This is a genomic window from Allokutzneria multivorans, from assembly GCF_039537405.1.
GTDB lineage: Bacteria > Actinomycetota > Actinomycetes > Mycobacteriales > Pseudonocardiaceae > Allokutzneria > Allokutzneria multivorans.
Genome location: NZ_BAABAL010000012.1, coordinates 134,883 through 153,720, shown reverse-complemented (window position 1 = coordinate 153,720; position 18,838 = coordinate 134,883). Strand labels below are relative to the sequence as shown.

13 protein-coding genes are annotated in these 18,838 nt (G+C 67.6%); 11 read left to right on the top strand and 2 right to left on the bottom strand.

What is annotated here, in order from left to right; translation table 11 throughout:
- The first annotated feature begins 275 nt into the window (after nt 1-275).
- Nucleotides 276-1,430, top strand: coding sequence for a class I SAM-dependent methyltransferase (locus ABD798_RS17530; RefSeq protein WP_344876031.1), 1,155 nt, complete (start codon nt 276-278; stop codon nt 1,428-1,430).
- Nucleotides 1,431-1,439: 9 nt separating this feature from the next.
- Here ABD798_RS17530 and ABD798_RS17525 read toward each other — a convergent pair whose 3' ends face one another.
- The gene (locus ABD798_RS17525; protein ID WP_344876029.1) at nt 1,440-5,495 is read right to left on the bottom strand and encodes an nSTAND1 domain-containing NTPase; all 4,056 of its coding nucleotides are present in this window, start codon (nt 5,493-5,495) and stop codon (nt 1,440-1,442) included.
- A 625-nt stretch (nt 5,496-6,120) separates the two neighbouring features.
- On the opposite strand from ABD798_RS17525, the gene ABD798_RS17520 reads away from it, so the two are divergent.
- Nucleotides 6,121-7,380, top strand: coding sequence for a GGDEF domain-containing protein (locus ABD798_RS17520; RefSeq protein ID WP_344876027.1), 1,260 nt, complete (start codon nt 6,121-6,123; stop codon nt 7,378-7,380).
- Here the strand turns inward: ABD798_RS17520 and ABD798_RS17515 are convergent.
- Nucleotides 7,352-8,278 carry a GP88 family protein gene (locus ABD798_RS17515; RefSeq protein ID WP_425549238.1) on the bottom strand — a complete coding sequence of 309 codons (927 nt, stop codon included), beginning with the start codon at nt 8,276-8,278 and terminating at the stop codon, nt 7,352-7,354. The two genes, ABD798_RS17520 and ABD798_RS17515, sit on opposite strands and share 29 nt — an antisense overlap.
- A 616-nt stretch (nt 8,279-8,894) precedes the next feature.
- On the opposite strand from ABD798_RS17515, the gene ABD798_RS17510 reads away from it, so the two are divergent.
- The 9 genes from ABD798_RS17510 to ABD798_RS17470 all read left to right on the top strand — a co-directional run bounded on the left by ABD798_RS17510 (nt 8,895) and on the right by ABD798_RS17470 (nt 18,713).
- The gene (locus tag ABD798_RS17510) at nt 8,895-9,668 is read left to right on the top strand and encodes a hypothetical protein (protein WP_344876023.1); all 774 of its coding nucleotides are present in this window, start codon (nt 8,895-8,897) and stop codon (nt 9,666-9,668) included.
- A complete protein-coding gene (locus ABD798_RS17505; protein ID WP_344876021.1) occupies nt 9,665-10,156 on the top strand; it encodes a hypothetical protein in 492 nt (163 codons plus the stop codon). Before ABD798_RS17510 ends, ABD798_RS17505 begins: the two co-directional genes overlap by 4 nt.
- 310 nt (nt 10,157-10,466) lie before the next feature.
- A complete protein-coding gene (locus ABD798_RS17500) occupies nt 10,467-12,389 on the top strand; it encodes a S53 family peptidase (protein WP_344876020.1) in 1,923 nt (640 codons plus the stop codon).
- Between the two features lie 73 nt (nt 12,390-12,462).
- Nucleotides 12,463-13,446 (top strand): L,D-transpeptidase, encoded by a 984-nt coding sequence (locus tag ABD798_RS17495; protein WP_344876018.1) that lies wholly within the window; start codon nt 12,463-12,465, stop codon nt 13,444-13,446.
- A 58-nt stretch (nt 13,447-13,504) separates the two neighbouring features.
- A complete protein-coding gene (locus ABD798_RS17490) occupies nt 13,505-14,170 on the top strand; it encodes a hypothetical protein (RefSeq protein ID WP_344876016.1) in 666 nt (221 codons plus the stop codon).
- A 251-nt stretch (nt 14,171-14,421) separates the two neighbouring features.
- Nucleotides 14,422-15,582, top strand: a complete 1,161-nt coding sequence (locus ABD798_RS17485; protein WP_344876014.1) for a hypothetical protein — start codon at nt 14,422-14,424, stop codon at nt 15,580-15,582.
- The gene (locus ABD798_RS17480; RefSeq protein WP_344876012.1) at nt 15,579-16,109 is read left to right on the top strand and encodes a hypothetical protein; all 531 of its coding nucleotides are present in this window, start codon (nt 15,579-15,581) and stop codon (nt 16,107-16,109) included. Before ABD798_RS17485 ends, ABD798_RS17480 begins: the two co-directional genes overlap by 4 nt.
- A gap of 72 nt (nt 16,110-16,181) precedes the next feature.
- On the top strand, nt 16,182-17,561 hold the full coding sequence (locus ABD798_RS17475) for an MFS transporter (protein WP_344876010.1): 1,380 nt from the start codon (nt 16,182-16,184) through the stop codon (nt 17,559-17,561).
- 327 nt (nt 17,562-17,888) lie between these two features.
- Nucleotides 17,889-18,713 carry an inositol monophosphatase family protein gene (locus ABD798_RS17470; RefSeq protein WP_344876008.1) on the top strand — a complete coding sequence of 275 codons (825 nt, stop codon included), beginning with the start codon at nt 17,889-17,891 and terminating at the stop codon, nt 18,711-18,713.
- The last annotated feature ends 125 nt before the right edge of the window (nt 18,714-18,838 follow it).

Genomic DNA, 18,838 nt, shown 5'->3' with positions numbered 1-18,838 from the left:
TGTGCGGCGCGCTCGTAGACAAATAGATGTTGAGGCGAGATGGCTTCGTCGGTGGAGCGACAACGAACCCTCGTCCTTCTGGCGATTTGGTTGTGGTGAGCGCAGCGGGTCGTGCTCAGGCGACTAGTCCGCTATTGCGGTGACTCCATCGTGAAGTTCCTGACGTGACAGTTCCAGGCAAGCGCCTGGGGTGAGCCCGATGCCTCAAGTCAGCGCACATCACACTCTGCTACTCTGCCAAATTGACGAAATTGTGTGACGTACTAGGGGGAGTTGTGTCACTTGATGATTTGAAATTGTTGATCTCCTCTGCCGGGGCAGATCGGCGATCGGTGGAGGATTCGGTTGCGAAGATCGGTCGAGCCTCGTGTGCTGACATGATTCTCGCAGAGATCGTTGATCGATTCGACTCGCCGCTGAGCGGTGATGGCGATGGTGAGAACGTCACTATTCGGATGGTATTCGTGGAGAGGGGAGTGGAGGAATCACGAATTCTCCGAGCTTCGCGCGACGGTATTCAGGTTGTCGACCCCGACGATGCCGTGGTGGATGCGACGATCTCACATGACCTTTGCGAGCTGGCCCAACTTACTTATGGTTTCACTGGGGCGGCGGACGCGGCGTCGCGGCGCGTCGCCCTGCGAGATATTGATAAGCTCGCGTCGTACAAGAAGGCTCCTGTTCACTTCTTCGTGGTGCAGCGCATTCTTGAGGTGATAGACCGTCGCGGCGCGACCGGTCTGACTGAACTTGCCGGACGCTACGGGGCGGATAAGTGGGGTATCCACCTGTACACCGAGCATTATGAGCGGCACTTTGCTCGACTTCGTGACCGGCAGCTGACAATCCTAGAGATCGGGATTGGCGGCTTTGCTGATCCCAGCGCTGGTGGATCGTCCCTGCGAATGTGGAGGCACTACTTCCCGCGCGCGGTCGTGCACGGGGTCGACATTCACGACAAGAGTCCGCACAATGAGCTGCGCATCCAAACGCATTGCGGCGACCAGTCCGATGCATCGTTTTTTACGGATCTCGTTGCCCAGGTTGGGCCATTCGACATCATTATCGATGACGGAAGTCACGTCAGTGAGCATGTTCTCGCCTCGTTCCGCACCCTCTTCCCGCTGATGCGACCGGGGGGAATCTATGCGATCGAAGACCTACAGACCTCATACTGGCCTCGCTTCGGCGGATCGAGCCTTGATGTGAATAGCCCTCAGACGAGTATGGGATTCCTGAAAGGTCTCGTCGACGGGCTTAATCACGAAGAGTTCCTGGTGGACGCCGGTCGGGAGCCTCAGCCGTTTGACGCTGACATCAAGACCGCGCACTTCTACCACAACCTCGCAATTCTTGAGAAGGGTTTCAATCGTGAAGGCGGCGGGCCTGATTGGGCTCGATTTGGGCTGGATTCCAACGCTCCTCGGTAGTGGCTAGCGCTACTCTGGTTGCGGCTGGCCCGCTCTGGCTTCTTCCTGGCAGGGCGGGTCAAAGTCGAATTGGGGAACGTTCTGTGCCCACCATTCCGGTGTGAGCGCGCCGAAGCTGGTCGCACACGTCCGCTCGGCGACCTGGTCCACGTTCAGATTGAATAGCCTGCCAAACTTGTCATTGCTGCCCGTTGCTAGGGATTGATTGTCGTTGCTGAATGCTACAGACCAGATCGTGTCGTTGTTCCCTGCGATCGGGCCGCCGATACGTGAAGGGTGTCGCGGGTCGCGGATATCCCACAGGACGACCATCCTGTCGAAGCCTCCGCTCGCAAGCTGGGTGCCGTCGCGGTTGAAGGCGACCGCCCACACCGTATCGCTGTGCCCTCGCAAAGGAATGCCCAGTGGGCTGGCTTCGTGAGCATCGGCAACATTCCACAGGCGGATGCTCTGGTCACTGCTTCCGGATGCCAGCACCTTCCCGTCGGGGCTGAACGCCACAGACCATACTGCGCCTGTGTGATGACGTAGGACTTGACTCGACTCCTTTCCGATAGGGGCCGACAGTGGCCACAATCGCACGGTGGAATCTCCGCCAGAAGCGATCATCTTTCCGTCTGGAGAGAAGCGCACCGACCACACGATTCCGGTGTGGCCGCGCAACGGTGAGCCGATCGGTGTCACGTGGTGGAGGTCTTGGACATCCCACAAACGGATTGTTTGGTCCGTTCCGCTGCTGGCGAGAGTGTTGCCGTCTGGGCTGAACGCCACCGACTTGACTGCCGCTTCGTGCCCAAATATCGGTGCTCCGAGCTGGGCGGGTGCGGCATGATCGTTGATATCCCACAGGCGGATTGACTTGTCTTCGCTGGCGGTAGCAACAATGTTTCGTCGTGGATGGAAAGCGGCCTGCCAGATGGCATCATCGTGTCCTGCGAGTGAGCGTGGGAATGGCTTTGGGTTGGCCGGATTGGTTGCGTCCCACAGGCTTGCAGTTTTGTCTTCGCTGGTGGTGATCAGGAGATTTCCGTGTGGGCTGAATGTGGCGGACAAGACGCTCGCCGAGTGACCGTGCAGGAGTCCTGTCGGTTTGGCCCACAACCGCACTACCCCATCATCGCTCGCCGTGGCGACAAGAAAGGTTGCACTGCTGAATGTGATGGAGTAGATGACGCTGGAATCGCCCTTCAGTGGCGGTCCGATTTCTGCGGCTGTGTGAGGGTCGCGGGTATCCCACAGGCGTGTCGTCTTGTCGTATCCGCCGGTGGCCATCGTGCGATTGTCGGCGCTGAAACTAATGGAGGAGATCGCACTGGTGTGTCCGGCTAGCGGGCGGCCCTGTGGTGTTGCGCCGGTGCGGAGGTCGACCGACCAGAGCTGGGCCTTCTTGTCGTAGCCGCCGGTGCCGAGGAGGCTGCCGTCCGGGCTGAAGCCTAGTGCCCATACCGGGCCTGTATGTGCTGTGAGCGGGCTTCCCAGCAGGCGCGGCGCGTCGAAGTTCTCGGTGTTCCACAGGGTGGATGTCCGGTCTTCGCTGGCCGCTGCGAGGATCGGCTTCGTGGGGTTGAATGCGACAGCGCGCACAGTGCCTGTGTGGTGAACGAGGGGGGTGCCGACCGGCCGAGGCGTGCTTGCATCGTGGACGTCCCACAGACGAATCATCTTGTCTTCACCGGCGGTGGCGACGACAGGCGAGGTCGGGCTGAAGGCAAGCGCGCGGACGGAACCGGTATGTGCGGGAACAATCACCCCGGTCTGCGGAGGTCGTGTACCAGCCAAGCGCCATAGGCCGAGCGCACCGTCATCGCCGGTGGTGGCGAGAACGTTGCTGTCGGGGCTGAAGGCCAGGGCCCGAATTGCTCCGTGGTGGCTAGGCAGAGTGTGTTCGATGCGGCGCGGGTGGGCACGGTCGGAGAGGTCCCACAGGTGCAGGCGCTGGTCGAGTCCTCCCGCCGCGAGCAGCTTCCCGTCCGTGCTGAGCGCGACAGCGAAGACGGCTCCGCGAGCGCCAGCCAGCGACGTCGCCAGCGACGTGTGCTGCGCGGACAGCACCCGCGTCCGCACGCCGAGATCATCGGGGCGTCGTTGCCGGGCGACCAGGTTGAGTTGCGCCGATCGAGAGGGATCGGTGCCGGCGAGCCGGTCGGCCTCGGCGAGCAGCTGCCGGAACTCAGCGTCGCCGCGCTGCTCGATCGCCACGGTGCTGATGAGCCCGGACACCAAGGTCAGCACGACGAGCAGCATGACCGCGCTGCGTCGAAACAGGACTCCCCGGCGCTGGTGCCGCCCAGAGGCCGCCAGGAATGAGCTCGTCAGCGCACTCGGCGCCGTCGCCGCGTAGGCGGCTTGCTGTCGGAGCGCCGCATCCAATCGTGGCCCCCGATACAACAGCGCGGGATTGCGCTCGTGGGAATCCCACACGTCGGCGTCCTCGTCCAGGCGCTGCGCCAGCAGCAGCTCAGACCGGTTGTCATCGAGCCACCCTCGAAGCCGGGGCCAGGCGTGCAGCAGTGCCTCGTGGGTGATCTGCACGGCCTCGGCATCCAAGGTGATGAGCCTGGCGGCGGCGAGGACCTCCAGCGCGTGCTCGGCAGAGCCACGATCGCGGGTGCGCGCCAGCAGCTCGTCGCGACTCAGCCTCCGCCGGGTGTCTTGAGTGTCCGAGCCGATCTGGACCAGTTGCAGCAGCAGCGATCGCGCGGCTGCCTGCTCCAGCCCGGACAGGTCCCGCCACGCCGCTTCCGCTGTCGTCTCGATCGCACCTCGGATGCCACCGGTACTGCGGTACCCGGCGATGGTGAGTTGCCCCTGGTCGCGTTGCTGCCAGGTGGCGAGCAAGGAGTGCGCGAGCAGGGGAAGCGCGCCGACGTCGTAGGCGTCGCGACCGGCTTTGGTGCGGCCGTGGGCCTGGCGCCCGCCCAGATCGCGCAACACGAGCGTTTCCAGGCCCTCTTCCAACCGCAGGCCCACCGCCGTTGCCGGATCGTTGATTGCTGATCGAAGCTGCGCCACGGACATGGGACCAAGCACCATCTGGCGAGACTGCAACGCATCGGCCAGCTCCGGGCGTTCGAGACAGTGGCCGTAGAAGTCAGCTCGCACAGCGAGCAGAACCGCAGCGCGGGGGTGCCCGTTGGCCTCGCAGGGCGAGGCGATCTCGTGCAGCAGCGCGACGAACACACGACGTTCGTCCTCGTTCCTGCACAGCGTGAACAGCTCTTCGAACTGATCCACGACGATCAGGGTCGAGCGTTCGTCTTTCGCGTCGTCCAGGTAGCCGAGTACCGCCTCGCGCGCTCCGCCGAGCGCACGATCCTCGCCGAGCTGTCCGGGCGCCGAAGGTCGGCGCGCGGCCGTCGACGTCGTCTCGCCGAGCCGAACTACTGCCTCAGCGAGGGCGCGCACGGGATCGGGGCCCGGAGTCAGCGAACACGTCCTCCAGCCCCGCCTCGCAGTGGCGTCGAAGCGCGCCGGGCAGAGCGCGGCCTGCAAACCCGCGCTCACCAGCGAGGATTTCCCAGCACCCGACGCCCCCACGAGGGCGACAACACCACCTTGAGTCGATGACGTGCGGACGAGATCGAGCAGCTGGGCGACTTGACGATCGCGACCGAAGAAGAACCGCGCCTCCTGCTGCCCAAACGAGGACAAACCAGGAAAAGGGCACAGCCCCAGATCAGCGGAGACGCCGCTCGGGCTGTGATGACCGTGATCGGCGAGATCGGCCGGAGCGGCACGCGCCTCGCTCCACCACCCTCTCCAACGAGGGATGCTCAGCAGCTCTACCTGAGTGGTATCCAGCTGCCGCTTGTTCGCCTCACCGATCAGAATTTCCAGCACGGCCTGCAGTCCATCAAAGGTTGCGGGAACGGCGACGCCACGACGCCAGTCACTGATGCGCTGTGCCGACACCTGCACCGGGCGAGAACGGTCATCAACCTTCCGGGCCCGTTCGACAGACTGCGCTATGCGACGAAATGGAGGCGAGCCAGCAGAGATGATCAACAGCGTGAACCGGCGGGCAAACAGTTCCCGCGCACCCGCGTCCTTCTCCGTCGAACCCATGAACCGACCGTAGCCATGGCGTCCGCACGAGGTGGCCGTGTCCGGAACGGATATAAGCAGATGCCCATCTGATCAGGGACTTTGAACCCTGTCGTGCGTGAACGGTTCGTTACCCGCTGTGAGCGTGTCAGGGTCGGGCAAGCACGCGAGACGATAGAGGGGACCTTCGACGCGCCATTGTGGGAGAGCGTGGCGAGTCGGAGTCAAGGGACCGAAGTCCGTCGCACCGGGGGAACGACGCGACGGAACGACGTCAGTCTCGAATGCCGAGCGAGCGGGACGACTCGACTCTTCTGAGACGCAGCGCGGGGGAATTTCTAGTGATTAACCGACCCATTCACGATCAGCAAGGCGTTTTTGCGACGAAAACATGTGAGCCTCCTAAGGGGAGTCGAACCACGCGGCAACCGTTCCCGGCGACCGAGCCGGGAGCGATCGTCGCGCCGGGCGAGGGGAGCCGACGGTGACCCATCCCAGTGTGACGCTCCATGCGTTGTTCGGACACAACCAAATCAAGGAAATCGGACTGCGAGTTCTCCGCAGTCTGCGGGCATGGCAGTTGTGGGCGCTCCCCGCTCGGGTGCGGCGGTTCATCCTGGGTGTCCATCTAGGTGTGGGCGCTGGAGTGGCGATCGTGTTGTGCCACTACGCGCAAACGACAGGGCGTGACTGGGCGCAGGCCGGCGCAGTCGTCGGAGCCGCGCTCGTGCACGTCTGGCTGTCCGGCCGCGCCGAAAGGCACCGGCGCGCGCTGTCGGCGGACCGCTCGACGCCGCACGTCGACGTCAGCGGACTGTGGAACTTCGGCGCAGCGCTCGCCCTGCCGCCAGCCCTAGCGCTCGGAGTTCTGGCTGTAGTGCGGACGGCGAAGTGGCGGTGCACGCCCACACCGCCGCACCAGGCCCTTTTCAGTACTGCGGCGATCGCCGCCGCCCAACTCGGCGCGATCGCCGTCCTGCAGACCGCCGACCACTCGCTTCGATCCGGCAGTGAACCCACGGTCAGCCACGAGATCGCCTCCGCGCTGGTGCTGATGCTCGCTGCCGGTGTCTACGGCGTGATCGAGGCAGTCCTGGTCGGCGGAGTCATCGCACTGGCCAAGCACACGAGCCTGTTCAGCAGCGCGGCTCTGGGGGGACGCGAGACCAACATCATCGCCGTCCTGACGCTCGCGGGGGGAGTCGTTGCCGGGATCGCGATGTGCTCCCCCACAGGCCTTCTGGCACCCGGCCTCACGCTGGCTCTGGCCTTCGCCGGTGACCGCCAACTGGCACGACAACGAGACCTGGAGGTCACCGCAGGCATTGACGACTTGACCCAGCTCTCCCGTCGCAACTACTGGATGACGCAAGCCGTCGACCGCCTCATGCGCACAGCGACCGACGGCGGGAGCGTCGGCGTGGTAGTGATCGACCTGGACTACTTCAAGACGATCAACGACACCGCGGGACACCCGATGGGCGACGCGGTGCTATCCAGCGTCGCCTCCGCGCTGCGCGAAGAAACCCGGCCCGGCGATGTCCTCGGAAGACCAGGAGGTGACGAGTTCACCGTGCTGGCCGACAACGTGGACGAGACCGAGCTGGCCCGGTGCGCCGAACGACTTCGCGCGGCGATCGCCAGCGTCGAAGTCGTCGGCGACGGGATGGTGGTGCGTGGAGCCGACCTCCCCGCGCCGGAGCGCCAAGACGTTCTGCGGGTCTCGGCCTCAATCGGCGTCGCGCACTCGCGCACCCTCCGGACAGCGGTGTGTTTGGGGCGCGGTCAGCGTCGCCGAGCGCAGGAGGCGATCCAGGAGTTGATCGCCACAGCGGACAAGCAGGCGATCGTGTCGAAAACGACGGGCCGAAACCGCGTCACGACCGCTTCGGAGCTGGGGTCGTAGCGTCCGTGCTGGCACCGTTATCGAGTGCACCAGGCGAGTCGAGAGCAGCGGTAGGGCGCGAGGACTGTTCGGCGGAGCGAGTACATCCGCCGCTGGTCAGTCGTCGAGCCCTCCGTCGCCGTCGGGCCGCGTCTTCCTCGCGCTGCATCTCACCAAGTCGTCGTTGACCTTGACGCGCCCTCAGATGCGGGATGTTGTTGGCGGGCACACCGATTCGGGGTCGCCCAGACACCGCGTCGAGGTCGCAGCGAGACTGTGACGTCCATTCAGGGGTGGTGGCGATGTACTCCTCGTTCGGGAAGACGTCGGCGACCCGATCGTTGGGCGTGAGCCTGTGGTCGTGGATTCCGCCGAGGCTGTAGATCCACGACAGGTTGGGTGGCGGGTCAGGTTCCACGTGCTCGCGAAACAGAAGGATTTCCTTTGTATAGCAATAGAATCGGGTGCTGGGTGTCGCGCGAATGATCGACAACCACGCGCAAAGGTACGCCGAGGAGTAGAAGTCGCCGCTGTCGTGGATACGCACCGCTGCTCCATGGAAGCGTTGAGCCGTCAGCTCATCGCGCATCTGATGTGCCCATCCGTCGAGGTCGTCGAGAGTCAGCTGAAGGTTGCGTTGATGGGCGGCGAGGACGGCGGGCATGCGAAACCGGCCCACCAAGGCATAGCAGATGTGACGACAAGCCCCCGCACTCGGGCAGGTGTTGTAGGAGCGTCCGTCGGGGAGGCGACCGGCCCAGGCGGGCAGACTCCACTGCCAGATTCCGTGGACGCGAAGACGCGAGTTTTGGCGCAGCAGCAACGAGAATCCTCCTGGATCAGCGGCGTGATGGCCGCGTCCCAGGGGCTCGGAGCATCGCTTTCCCTTACCAGGGCGTCGATGCCCGGCCTCTCCCATCGTCACGTGTCCGGTGGCCGCCGTGCGCGGCACGGCGTTGACTCCACCGTAGACGCGCGCTGACCACGCGCGCCACCCACCAACTCCGACCCCGTTTCGTCAGGCCGAGCAGGTCGTTCGGCGGGGCTGAGGTCATCCTCCGGGTGGACAAGACCGTGGCCGCCCTCGCCGCCAAGGATGACAGAGCGTCACGTTGATCGCATGTGACTCAAAGTGATCATAATCGGCATCCGCCCAAACGTGGACTACTCCATACGGGTGCGATAGCGTCGGAAACTGAGGCAACGCCCCCGACATACTCGGGGGTATGTCACTCTCTGTACGTCAGGTCGTGATCCAACTGGATGGCTCATCTGGTGCGAAGAATTACTCTCCGTATCGGACATTCCGGGTTGGATCGGCCTTGGCGCAGGGCGTCGCGGGACGCAGGCGAGGGGTCTGATCCGCGACGTCAGGACCAGAGTCGACGGGGGCAGAACCGCGCCCACCGCGTTCGGTCCTACCGGGGGAGATCGCGCTTGCGGGAGCGCGATCAACGGGGTGCGGCGCGCCCGAGACGGCGCGCTGCACCCTCCAACGGAAACCATGTGCACCCGCCGCACCAGGGGGATCGACCATGCCAGAGCACGACTCGATTTCGTTCTGTACAGCCAATGTGGACGAAGCCCGCGCACTCGTGCGTCACCGCGACGCCAAGCGCGACCATGTCGCCCACAGCCTGACCTCGACCCAGCTGCGTGATCTGCAGCTGTGCGACGAAATGCTGCTGTGGCGACCGGAAGATTTCCGGTGCGGGCTCAGGATCGCCACGACCGACCAGCGACTACCGACCCTCATTTCCTCCATTGTGGACGGACACGTGATCGTGCGTCAGACCTGGAACGCGGTACCGCGCACGAGCTGCCCGCACATCACCAGCGCCCTGCACGCACTCTGGAACCACGTCGCGGCGGGGGCCTTCGTTGACCCGCTGTTCGAGGTGCCACCGGGCGCACCGCCGCTGTCCGCGGTGTTCGCGCTGCACCACCACATCGCGACCCTGCCCGGCCGCGAGGGCATCACCTTGGACCTGCGGATGGTCATGCCCTCTCGCTCGGCCACCGTGAAGCTGGTGATCGACGCCATCGCCGTCGACGGGCCCCCGCTGAGCCTGGGGGAGTGGAACGAGATCGCACCGATCCTGACCACCTGCGCTGCCCGCGTCCGTGTCGGCGCACCGATTCCCCCGCCCCTGCCGGAGGACGCCACCGTCCCCGGCGCGTGGGACCTGGTCCCGATGGCGCAGCGCACGGAGTGGACCTACTCGATCGTGCGCCGCCCCAACTGCCGCTGCCCGGGATGCGCGCCCCTGTGGCGCAGCCTCGACCCCGGACGGCAGGTGCGGCCATGACCACCGTCCTCGTGCGACCCGCCGTGGACGAGGTCACCGTGCATTCCCTGCCCTGCAACAACATTCTGATCATCCTCGACCCGACACGAGCACGACCACAGATCCACGCGGTCGACACCACCGGCCACCCCGGCGGCGTCACCGTCGCCACCGTCGTCGGCCTGGTCCGCCACACCCGCTTCGCCGACCCCGTCGGCCCGCCCATCGCGCCCGAGCACACGCCACCGAGGATGACCTACCTCCGGGGGCGCATGACGCGCGAGGAGCACACCTTCACGCTGACCACCGTCGAGGACGAGGACTACGTCCTGACCGGGCCCGCCGTCCGCGCACTGGACGAGGCGCTGCCGCCGGAGGCGACGACGTTCCCCCGAGCGGCCGTCTCCGGGATCGTCGACCCCGACACCGAGGCGCTGCGGCCCCGCACGCTGTTCGTGCGGACCCTGTCCGCAGCCACACCCCCGCCCCCGGAAACCGGCCCCGGCTAACACCGCCCTCTTCTTCTCCCCTTTCGCGATCGGGATTCGTCGATCGTTTCCTCGGCGACCCCGAAAAACATTGATAAATACGGTATCTCGCCGCCCCGCAGAGACCGGTTGACGACCAGCTACCTCCGTGGGCACGCTGGTTGTGCTGGCTCTTTGTCGAGCTAGCGGCGCCGGGGACTCCGCGACCACGCAGCGGGCACCTCTCTCCCAGAGGCACGCACCGGAGCATCCCCGGCGCCCCATCCCTTTCTTCCGGTCAGCGCCCGCTGGCCATTCATCGAATGCAGTCCACGATTCAGGGGGTTTCTTCATGCGCATATCCACCACGGCCCGGCGCCTCGCGGTGCTGATTACCGCGACCGCCACCGTCACCGCCACCGCGAACCTGGCGGGCGCGGCCACCGCGCAGACCGTCGGCGCGGGCGAGCGCGTCGAGATCGCCGGGTCCCCGCCCCTGGCCGCCTCCACACCCAGGACCGCGGCGAGCCCGCTGCCGACGGAGCGGCAGATCGGCATCGAGATCGTGCTGCCGCTGCGCGACCGGGCCGGCGCCGAGCGCCTCGCCCACCAGGTCGCCACCCACGCCCACGCCCCGCTCTCACCGAAAGAGTTCGCGACCCGCTTCGGGCCCACGGAGGACACCCGGCACGCGGTCGCCGACTGGGTGCGCTCCACCGGCCTCACCGTGCAGCCCAGCCCTGAGGGCAGCCAGTCCATGTCGATCACCGGCACCGTCAAGAACCTCAACACCGCCTTCGCGACCACCCTGCACGCCACCTCGCGCGCGGCCGACGCGGCGCGCGCCCCGTCCACACCCCCGAGCATCCCGAAAGCTCTACAAGGCAAGGTGACCGCCGTGCTCGGGCTGTCCACGACCGACACCGTCCAGCCGCAGCACGTGCGCGGCGCCACCTCCGCGCAGCCGGGCACCGTGGCGCCGTTGATGCCGGGACCGACCGTGCCACCCGCACCGGGTGATCAGCCGGGCACCGGGTGCGCGCGCTGGTGGGGCGAGCAGAACGCGCCCGTCCCTCAGCGCTACCGCAACCAGTCCAACCAGAACTGCGGCAACTCCGCCGCCGCGATGCGCGCGATGCACCAGCTCCACCCCGAGCACACTGGCGCAGGCGCCACCGTCGGCTTCGTCGTGGCCTACTCCAACCCCCGCATCCTCACCGACCACAACGCGTGGGCGGCGACCATGGGCTTGCCACCCATGAAACCCCACCAGCTCAACCCCACCCCGTTCCCGACGGAGAACGTCGGCGGCTGCAACCAGGCCGACTGGGCAGGGGAGGAAGCACTCGACCTGGCCGCCCAGCGCTCGATGGCACCTGAGGCGACCTTCCGCACCTTCGGCGCTTCCTCGTGCGCGACCGCGCACATGTACGCCGCACTCCAAGCCGCGATCACCTACAACGCCACCCAGATCCTGTCGCTGTCCTGGGGGGCGATCGGCGAGACCGTCAACCCCGCGCTGCACGAGCTGATCTCCAGCCTCGGCGTGCAAGCCGCCATCCAAGGCATCACCCTCATCGCAGCCTCCGGCGATGACGGCGACAACTCCGCGCGCACCCCGGACGGCAAACCGGCGCTCATGCTCCCGGCGGCCAACCCCTGGATCACCGCCGCGGGCGGCACCTCCACAGGATTGGACCGCGCCCACAAACCCGTGATCGAGACCGGATGGGCCCACACCCGCTACACCCTCTCCGGCACCACCTGGACGAAGGAGAACAACCGCTTCGAGCACGGTGACGGCGGAGGCGGCGGCACCTCGGCGGTCTACCCGGCCCCGGACTGGCAGCGCGGCATCGTCCCCGAGCAGATCGCCCAAGGCCAGCGCGCGATCCCGGACATCTCCTCGCTCGGCGATCCCTACACCGGGCTCTGGGTCTCCTGGCGCTACCACTCCACCTCTTTCGCCGGGGCGATGGGCGGCACCAGCCTGGCCGCACCGCTGCTCGCCGGGATGATCGCCAACGCCAACCAAGCCCAGGGACGCCGGGTCGGGTTCCTCAATCCCTCGCTCTACCAGCTGCGAGGCGTCGCCGCGCCGCGTGACGTCGTGTACGCCGACGCCGGGATCTGGACCCCCACCGACACCCCCGGCGGGCGGCTGCGCGGACTCGACGAACGCCCGCAAACCCTCCAGACACGACGTGGCTGGGACAACCTGACCGGACTCGGCGTCCCCTCCGGGAGTGGGTTCCTGGATCGGATCGGACGCTGACCAGCGGGGGCGGGACATCTCGGGGGGTGTCCCGCCCCCGCACCCCTTCCCCCGGGAAAACCGGAGAAACACGGTGAGCACCAACAACTCCCACGACCGCTCCAACCCCGAGTCCACACCGGAGACCGAGCCGATCGTGCACACCCTGCACCCCGCCGCACCCATCGAGCACGAACCCGACCGGCCACGGCGCCGCCACTACTACCTCGGCGCGCTCGCCGCCCTGCTGGCAGCACTCCTGGCCTTCCTCGCGATCGCCCTCAAACCCGCACCGACCCCACCCGAGCCGCCGATCCAGATCAAGACCGCCGACGCCGCCCCCCACCGCCCGGCCGACCACGTCGCGCCCCCGGTCGGCGAACTCACGCCGGAGCAGCTCGCCCAGCTGCCGGAATCCACCACCTACAGCGACATCCCGGCCGCACCTCTCGACCCGGGTAGCGCCGACCCGTCCACGATCCTGCGCCCCACCCGCACGATCGCGGTGTTCGACGCACCCCACGGAACACCCATCGCGACCCTGCCCGCGACCCAGATCGGCTCCTCGCCCACCGCCGTTCCCGTGGTGCAGCAGTGGGGAACGTGGCTGCGCGTGCTGCTCCCGAGCCGCCCCAACTCGTCGACGGGGTGGGTCTCCGGCGAGCGCGACGTCGAACTCAACCCGGTCCGCCACCTCGTAGTCATCAATCGCGCCCGCCACACCCTCACCGTCCGCACCGCGCCCCAGGGCCGGTGGAACAGCCGCGACCTCGGCACCTGGCGCGTCGACGTCGGCAACGCGGCCTCGCCCACGCCCCCGGGGCGCACCTTCGTCCTGGCGCAACTGCAAGGCGGCCCGCACTCACCCACCCCGTACTCGGCCCTGGTGTGGCCGCTGGGCACGCACTCGCAGACCCACCTCACCTACGGCGGAGGACCCGGAACCGTCGCGATCCACGGCTGGCACAACGAAACCCCGCGCGGCCTCGACACCACCGACGGCTGCATCCGCATCCCCGCCAAAGCCCGCGCCGTGCTGGAGGACCTCGACCTCGGCACCCCCGTGCTCATCACCTAACCCACCACCTCCACACCCCAGCCTCACCCGTTATCCGAGACCTCCCCAGGGGGAAACCATGTCCGTCCGCATCAGCAGCCACCTGCACCGCCCGACCTCGCTGCTCGCCCTCGGCGCACTCGCCGCCAGCGGCCTCACCCTCGGCGTCAGCGCCCTGCCGACCGCGCTCGCCGCACCCTCCCAGTCCACCGCCTCCGGGATTCACCTCTCCGGGACGACCTCACAGGAGTGGCAGCCGACGGTCACCGGCACCGCGAGCCTCAGTGAACGCGTGAGCAGCCGCGGCCCGGACAAAGTGGTGTCGGCCACCGCCGCCCTCCAGGTGAAGCCGGGCTACGCGCGGGCCACCATCACCGGGCTCACCGTCGGCGGCATGGCCCTCCCGTCGGTGTCGATCACCTGTGTCAACGGCGTCACCGGCGCGCCGCAGATCACCGGCTCCGCTCCCAGCGGGGTGTCGGTGGCACCCGGCGGAGCAGGCATCGGAGCCCGGATCACGTTGCCGGGCCTGCAGATCAGCGTCGGCAAGGTGGCCTGCGGCACGAGCGGAGGCCAGCCGACGTCCACGCCGCGCCCGAGCACGCCGAACCCGACGAGCCCACCGCCCACCAGCTCCACCACACCCTCGACCACCACACCCAAGCCCACCGCGACGCTTCCGCCCCGCGTCCCGGCGGCCAAGGCGACCGCCGAGCCCAACCACGAGCTGACGGTCACCGGGTAGAGCTCCTGCGCACCACCACATCCGGCTTCCCGGCTGCGCCTGGCGCGGCCGGGTCGCTCGTGGTGCACGGCCCACTCCGCGACCACCTCCACGGAGTGGGCCGTTTCCGTTGCACACCACACCGAAACCTGTGCGACCTCCGCTGGCCGCGTGCGCGCGCCTCCCGCGCACGCGCGGCCAGACCGCTCCGCTCCATCAGCTCCAGCGCCGCCGCGAACCTCCGCCGGTGCGCGACCTTCTCGGGGATCTCCATGCCGTTTTTTCCGTTCCTGGACGAGCACTACGGATCACCGCAGTACGAACTGCTGCCCGCCAAGGCATTCAAGCTGCACATGATGACGTGCCTGTGGTCAGCCAAGATCGGCACCGACGGCGCGATCACGTCCAAGATGTTGCGCCGCGTGTCCGGACTGAAGAAGAGCGAGCTGGACAAGCTCGTGGGAATCCTCACCAGCGAGGAGTTTCAGCTGTGGGAGACCACCGACGACGGCTACCAGATCCGCGACTGGCCACCGATGGCGATGCAAGCCCACATCGAGCACAAACGAGAAGTTGACCGTCTGCGTCAACGAAAATGGCGCAGCAAACGCCGCGCCGAACAGGCTGAGGACACCGCGGCCACCGAGGGCAACGCGGCGCCCGCGCACACCGAATCCGACGAACGCCCGAGGCATCAGCCTGCGGAGGCCCCCGACCCTGCCGAGGCCGACACCGAACCCCCTGCGGCACGCGCGGAGGAGAACGCAGCCACCGTCACGCACCTGGACGAGCATCTCCGCCGCCGCCCCGCTGAGGACGAACACCAAGCCGCGCCGAGCGAACACGACCAGCAGCCTTTCGATGTCACGCGTGAGTCACGCGGACCAGACCACACCAGTCCACTCCAGACCAACCCAGACCACCCCACTGCACACCAGTCCACTCCAGAACAATCCAGGACCACCACGACCACTCGACGAACAACACCACCGCCCCCGCGCAGCACTCCGGAGCGCGCAAGCCCGGCCGAGCGTGATCAGGCCGAGCTGCTGTGCCAGCGCCTGGCCCAGGCCGTGCGGGGCAACGGTGCCCGCGCCAAGGTCACCCACGCCTGGCGCGATCACGCCCGCCGCCTGCTCACCGCCGACAACCGGCACCTGGAGTTCGAGACGGTGGTGAACGTGCTCGACTGGGCGGCGCGCCACGACTTCTGGCACGCCCGCATCCTGTCGATGCCCAAGTTCCACCAGCACTTCGACACCCTGCTGCTGCAGTACCGGGCCGAGCACAACCGCCCGAACCGAGCAGCACAACGCGGCACGAGCGCGGACTCGATGGAAGCCAAGATCGCCTGGCTGCTCTCCGGAGGAACGCGCGTCGAGGCGGACCCGGACGTGCTGGAGGCGACCGTGGTCTACGGGGCGCTGCCGTGACTGCGCCCAAGGACGCCCTCACCCCGTGGCGGCCCATGTCGAAAGCCGACATGTGCCAGGTCTGGGCAGCCGCGACGCTGGTGGACTACCGCAAGCTGCCGACACCAGAGCAGCTGGAGATGTGGCTGCACATCGCCACCCGGGCGCGCTGGACGCTGCCCGAGGCGCTCGCCGCCGTCCAAGTCCACTACACCCACAGCACCGAATTTCTCAAGCCGGGACACATCACCGCGATCATCCGACACCACCGGCAAAAACCCCAAGCCCGAGCCGCGCTGCCTCCGGCGAACCCCGCCACCATCAGAAAGATCAACGCCTTATACCGCGCGTCCGCCGAGCGGTTCGGCTGGACCTACGAGGAGGTCCACGGCCCGCTCAGATTCTGCTGCCCCACCTGCCGATCACGGCCTCGGCGGCCGTGCACCGAGGGCAGCCGTCATCGCAGCACGCGCGGCAAACGCATCCCAGTCGAGACCTTCTGCGAATCCCGCCTCGACCTCGCCCGCGCCGAAGGCTGGACACCGTGACCCCACGCCATCGCAGACCACACCCCACCCCAATCCGTCCACAGTGGACGAAACGAGAGGAGTTGCCGACTCGTGACCGCCGTAGCCCTCACGACCACCAACCCCACCATCGACCACCCTGTCCGGCCGTACCCGCGCCTGCTGCTCGCGTTCCTGGCACTGGGAACCTGCATCCAAGCGTTGGTCTCCGCCGGATTCGCCGTAGCCCTGCCCGCCATCCGCACCGAGTTCGGGCTGAACACCGAGACCGCGTGGGTGGTCGCCGCGCTCTACCTCGCCACCGGTGTCGGCGCACCGATCATCGGTCGCCTGGCCGACCTCTACGGCGCCCGCCCCGTGTTCACCGGCGGCCTGGCCCTCACCGTCGCCGGAGCGGCACTGGGCACCTGGGCGCCCGACCTCACCACGCTGCTGATCTCCCGCGTCATCCTCGGCCTCGGCAGCGCCGCGCAATTCCCGGCCGCGGTAGCGATCCTGCGCACCCTCAACGCCGAACGCGGCACCCACCCCGCCCACGGCCTGCCGGTCATCTCCGGCGCCGTGCAAGCCGCGCTCGCGTGCGGACCGGTCCTCGGCGGCCTGCTCACCCAGCTCGCCGGATGGCGCGCCGTGACCGCCCTGGCCCTCCCGCTCGCCCTCGGCTCCGCCCTCGCCGTGCACCGCCTCGCCCCAGCACGTCCCGCGCACCGGCCGCCAACGACGTCAGCGAGCCGCGCGCTGGACTTGCCGGGCATGGTGATCGGCGCGGCGACCATGACCACGGCGCTGGTGCTGCTGCTGGAGCTCAGCCAACCACGCTGGTGGATGCCGCTCGCCCTCACCGCCCAGATCACGGCGCTGGTGTGGTGGGAACGCGGCCACGCTCACCCCTTCCTCGACCTGAACCTGTTACGCGGCAACAGAACCCTCACCGGCACGTACCTGCGCACCGCCGCCGTCTACCTCGGCCTGGACCTCATCCTCTACGGGCTGCCCGTGTGGCTGCAGGAACATCGTCACTACGCCCCCGCGACGACGGGCGCGCTGATGCTCCCGCTGGCAGCCTCCGCCACCGTCGGGATCTGGGCCGCCGGACGCGCCCTGCCTCGCCTGGGCGCCCGCCCGCTGCTGCTGCTCGCCGCCGGAGTCCTCGCCACCGCCGCGCTCGCGCTGCTGGGCATCCTCACCTCCACCACCAGCGACGCGCTGCTGGTGACGACAGTCGCGCTGCTCGGGTTCCCTGTCGGGGTGCACAACCTCGTCCACCAGTCCCGCTGCCTGGCCGCCGCACCGGAAGCGCAAGTGGCCACCTCCACCGGGCTACTGCGCGCCGGACAGTATCTCGGATCATGCGCAGCGGCAGGCATCCTCGCCGTGCTGGCCATCCCCGCGCCCACCGGGATGATCACCCTCGCCGTCCTCGTGCTCGTCCTCGCCGTCGTGCTCGGCGCGCACGCCCTTCGCCTGCGCTGAACCAGAGTCTCGACCCGGCCCCGCTCATCTCCGGAGAGCGCTGTGACCGCGCGCGTGAGGTCACGCGTGACATCCGCGTCTCCCTCCGCGTGACACCACCAGGTCTCTCAAAGAACACGTTGAGTAGTCGCAACGTCGCATCCTGGGACGGTCTGACCTGGCGACGTCAACGCGCGCAGAGTTGTTGAACAGCAACCACAATCGTGTTGCAGGCGAGGTGGTATCGATCCCGGACGTCGTCCGTTCGGCTGTGCTTTACTGGACCGTATGGGGGAACATCAATCGAACAGTTATCACGCTGGGTCACTGCGCGGGATCGCGGAAAACGTGTGCCGCGACGCGGGCGTCTACGCGATCACCCTGTACCGGATGGCATCGCGGCTCGGCGTCGGTCCGATCCGGCCGCAGCGCACCGAGAACGACCAACACACCGTGGGCGCGCTGGAGGTCACCGACGACATCGTCAACCAGGTCGGCGACCTGATCCACACCCGCCTGAGCGCCATCCGACCGGACAGCAGGATCGTGCTCCAGCACCCGGGCTCGACCTACTCCACACGCTCCAGCCCGAGCGCGGACACCGGCGGACTGTGCTGGAACGTCGATGCGGTCGCCGGAATCACCAACTACCGCAACGGTCATCACCAGTGGGCGATCTCCATCGCCGCCACCGTCGACGGCTTCGTCGTCGCCGGAGCCGTGATCGCTCCGGCACGCCAGCAGCTGTGGAGCGCAGCCCGGGGAGAGGGAGCCCGGCTGTTGCACGAGCGCCGCGCCACCGAGCTGAACCTGAACGAGCAATCCGAGAGCAGCAGCCTGTTCGCCGTCCACGATCCGCTCTCGATCCTGGAACTCCCGGACACCGAACCGGAGTGGGACCAGCGCGACCTCCGCAGCACCGGCGCGAGCACCCTCGACATCTGCGACGTCGCCAGCGGCAACCTCGCCGCGATCGTCGACCCCACGCTGCGTCCGTGGGATCACTGCACCTGGGATGCCGCCGCGCTCATCGCCGCCGAAGCCGGCGCGCTCGTCCGCCTCCCCGACACCGACTCCGCCCACCCGAGCCGGGCGAGCACGCCGCTGACGATCGCCGCGCCCCACTCCGTCAACTCGGCGCTCGCACTGAGCGAGCACCTGTTGATGTCCTGACCAACCGCCGCGCACGCGGTGAACACCACGCTGACCTCCGGGGGAGTCCGTGACCAAACGCGCCAGACAACGGTGGTGGACAAGAACACCAGCGACACGCCACGCCGACACCGCAGAGGGCCGAG

Excerpts from the sequence above, each read along its gene's own strand:
- ABD798_RS17525 (WP_344876029.1), bottom strand. The coding sequence starts at position 5,495 with ATGGGTTCGACGGAGAAGGACGCGGGTGCGCGGGAACTGTTTGCCCGC.
- ABD798_RS17515 (WP_425549238.1), bottom strand. The coding sequence starts at position 8,278 with ATGGGAGAGGCCGGGCATCGACGCCCTGGTAAGGGAAAGCGATGCTCC.
- ABD798_RS17510 (WP_344876023.1), top strand. The coding sequence starts at position 8,895 with ATGCCAGAGCACGACTCGATTTCGTTCTGTACAGCCAATGTGGACGAA.
- ABD798_RS17505 (WP_344876021.1), top strand. The coding sequence starts at position 9,665 with ATGACCACCGTCCTCGTGCGACCCGCCGTGGACGAGGTCACCGTGCAT.
- ABD798_RS17500 (WP_344876020.1), top strand. The coding sequence starts at position 10,467 with ATGCGCATATCCACCACGGCCCGGCGCCTCGCGGTGCTGATTACCGCG.
- ABD798_RS17490 (WP_344876016.1), top strand. The coding sequence starts at position 13,505 with ATGTCCGTCCGCATCAGCAGCCACCTGCACCGCCCGACCTCGCTGCTC.
- ABD798_RS17485 (WP_344876014.1), top strand. The coding sequence starts at position 14,422 with ATGCCGTTTTTTCCGTTCCTGGACGAGCACTACGGATCACCGCAGTAC.